The 3439-nt window shown below is 50.5% G+C and carries 2 tRNA genes and 2 rRNA genes; all 4 read right to left on the bottom strand.

Going from position 1 to position 3439, the window contains the following annotated elements:
• Positions 1–1952 (bottom strand): 23S ribosomal RNA (locus ORJ00_RS18860); the annotation flags it as partial.
• Positions 1953–2135: 183 nt separating this feature from the next.
• Positions 2136–2211 (bottom strand) — tRNA-Ala (locus ORJ00_RS18855).
• A gap of 8 nt (positions 2212–2219) precedes the next feature.
• A tRNA-Ile gene (locus ORJ00_RS18850) sits at positions 2220–2296 on the bottom strand.
• 71 nt (positions 2297–2367) lie between these two features.
• Positions 2368–3439: ribosomal RNA gene (locus tag ORJ00_RS18845) — 16S ribosomal RNA — on the bottom strand; the annotation flags it as partial.

The following is a 3439-nucleotide window of genomic DNA, read 5'->3' as shown; positions in this document are numbered from 1 at the left end:
CCATTCGTGCAGGTCGGAACTTACCCGACAAGGAATTTCGCTACCTTAGGACCGTTATAGTTACGGCCGCCGTTTACCGGGGCTTCGATCAAGAGCTTCGCTTGCGCTAACCCCATCAATTAACCTTCCGGCACCGGGCAGGTGTCACACCCTATACGTCCTCTTACGAGTTTGCAGAGTGCTGTGTTTTTAATAAACAGTTGCAGCCAGCTGGTCACTGCGACTCTTCGCTGCTTACGGAGCAAGTCCTTCACAGCAAAGAGCGTACCTTCTCCCGAAGTTACGGTACTATTTTGCCTAGTTCCTTCAGCCGAGTTCTCTCAAGCGCCTTGGTATGCTCTACCTGACCACCTGTGTCGGTTTAGGGTACGATCTCCAATACCTGAAGCTTAGAGGCTTTTCCTGGAAGCATAGCGTTAGCAACTTCGTCACCGTAGTGACTCGTCTCGTATCTCAGCATATAAGAAACCGGATTTACCTAATCTCTCTGCCTACGTACTTTCACGCGGACTACCAACGCCGCGCTTGCCTAGCTTTCTCCGTCCCCCCATCGCAGTATTGGTCGGTACAGGAATATTAACCTGTTTCCCATCGACTACGCCTTTCAGCCTCGCCTTAGGGGTCGACTCACCCTACCCTGATTAGCATGGGATAGGAACCCTTGGTCTTTCGGCGGGGAAGTTTTTCACTCCCCTTATCGTTACTCATGTCAGCATTCGCACTTCTGATACCTCCAGCAACCCTCCCGGGTCACCTTCACAGGCTTACAGAACGCTCCTCTACCACTTGTGCAAGCACAAGTCCGCAGCTTCGGTGAATGATTTAGCCCCGTTACATCTTCCGCGCAGGCCGACTCGACTAGTGAGCTATTACGCTTTCTTTAAAGGGTGGCTGCTTCTAAGCCAACCTCCTAGCTGTCTATGCCTTCCCACATCGTTTTCCACTTAATCATTACTTTGGGACCTTAGCTGGCGGTCTGGGTTGTTTCCCTTTTCACGACGGACGTTAGCACCCGCCGTGTGTCTCCCGAGTAGTACTCATTGGTATTCGGAGTTTGCATGGGGTTGGTAAGTCGGGATGACCCCCTAGCCCAAACAGTGCTCTACCCCCAATGGTATTCGCTCGAGGCGCTACCTAAATAGCTTTCGAGGAGAACCAGATATCTCCGAGCTTGATTAGCCTTTCACTCCGATCCACAAGTCATCCCCATCTTTTTCAACAGATGTGGGTTCGGTCCTCCAGTTAGTGTTACCCAACCTTCAACCTGCTCATGGATAGATCGCCCGGTTTCGGGTCTACACCCTGCAACTATTCGCCCAGTTAAGACTCGGTTTCCCTACGGCTCCCCTATTCGGTTAACCTCGCTACAGAATGTAAGTCGCTGACCCATTATACAAAAGGTACGCAGTCACACCACGAAGGTGCTCCCACTGCTTGTACGTACACGGTTTCAGGTTCTATTTCACTCCCCTTACAGGGGTTCTTTTCGCCTTTCCCTCACGGTACTGGTTCACTATCGGTCAGTCAGGAGTATTTAGCCTTGGAGGATGGTCCCCCCATGTTCAAACAGGATACCACGTGTCCCGTCCTACTCGTTTTCACTATAAAAGCATTGTCGTGTACGGGGCTATCACCCTGTATCGCTACCCTTTCCAGAATATTCCACTAACACTAATTTAGCTTAAGGGCTACTCCGCGTTCGCTCGCCGCTACTAACGGAATCTCGGTTGATTTCTTTTCCTCGGGGTACTTAGATGTTTCAGTTCTCCCGGTTTGCCTCCCAACACTATGTATTCATGTTGGGATAGTGAGTAAACTCACTGGGTTTCCCCATTCGGACATCTGCGGGTCTAACGCCTCTTACCGGCTTCCCACAGCTTTTCGCAGGTTAGTACGTCCTTCATCGCCTCTGACTGCCAAGGCATCCACCGTGTACGCTTATTCACTTAACCATACAACCCCAAGATGTCTTGAGATGTACAGTGTGTTTAAGGTTCACAAATAAATATTGTTACCTTGTTTTTTTACTACTATCAGCTTGCCAAATTGTTAAAGAGCAGTTTGAGATTAAACTCAAATGAAATGGCTCTTACAAGAAGCATTTCATTTGAATTTTTTAGAACATCGTAAGGAAGTGGTGGAGTTAAGCGGGATCGAACCGCTGACCTCCTGCGTGCAAGGCAGGCGCTCTCCCAGCTGAGCTATAACCCCATTTATATTGGTGGGTCTGAGTAGACTCGAACTACCGACCTCACCCTTATCAGGGGTGCGCTCTAACCACCTGAGCTACAGACCCATCTGTACGTGTGCTCTATCTCATGCAATCAATCATCTGTGTGAACACTTATAACTTCAATTCACTTTAGGTAAGGAGGTGATCCAACCGCAGGTTCCCCTACGGTTACCTTGTTACGACTTCACCCCAGTCATGAATCACAAAGTGGTAAGCGCCCTCCCGAAGGTTAAGCTACCTACTTCTTTTGCAACCCACTCCCATGGTGTGACGGGCGGTGTGTACAAGGCCCGGGAACGTATTCACCGCAACATTCTGATTTGCGATTACTAGCGATTCCGACTTCACGCAGTCGAGTTGCAGACTGCGATCCGGACTACGATATGCTTTAAGAGATCCGCTCACTGTCGCCAGCTTGCCTCCCTCTGTACATACCATTGTAGCACGTGTGTAGCCCTACTCGTAAGGGCCATGATGACTTGACGTCGTCCCCACCTTCCTCCGGTTTATCACCGGCAGTCTCCCTAGAGTTCCCACCATTACGTGCTGGCAACTAAGGATAAGGGTTGCGCTCGTTGCGGGACTTAACCCAACATTTCACAACACGAGCTGACGACAGCCATGCAGCACCTGTCTTACGGTTCCCGAAGGCACAAACACATCTCTGCGTTCTTCCGTAGATGTCAAGAGTAGGTAAGGTTCTTCGCGTTGCGTCGAATTAAACCACATGCTCCACCGCTTGTGCGGGCCCCCGTCAATTCATTTGAGTTTTAATCTTGCGACCGTACTCCCCAGGCGGTCTACTTAGTGCGTTAGCTGCGCTACTCACGGTACAAGACCACGAACAGCTAGTAGACATCGTTTACGGCGTGGACTACCAGGGTATCTAATCCTGTTTGCTCCCCACGCTTTCGCACCTGAGCGTCAGTATTGTGCCAGGGGGCCGCCTTCGCCACTGGTATTCCTCCAAATCTCTACGCATTTCACCGCTACACTTGGAATTCTACCCCCCTCTCACATACTCTAGTTTGCCAGTTTTGAATGCAATTCCCAGGTTGAGCCCGGGGCTTTCACATCCAACTTAACAAACCGCCTACGTGCGCTTTACGCCCAGTAATTCCGATTAACGCTTGCACCCTCCGTATTACCGCGGCTGCTGGCACGGAGTTAGCCGGTGCTTCTTCTGCGAGTAACGTCAAGAATATG

The organism is Rheinheimera baltica, assembly GCF_030731985.1.
Classification (GTDB): Bacteria; Pseudomonadota; Gammaproteobacteria; order Enterobacterales; family Alteromonadaceae; genus Alishewanella; species Alishewanella baltica.
Note: the sequence above shows the minus strand (reverse complement) of the source record. Positions and strands in the feature narration are given on the sequence as shown.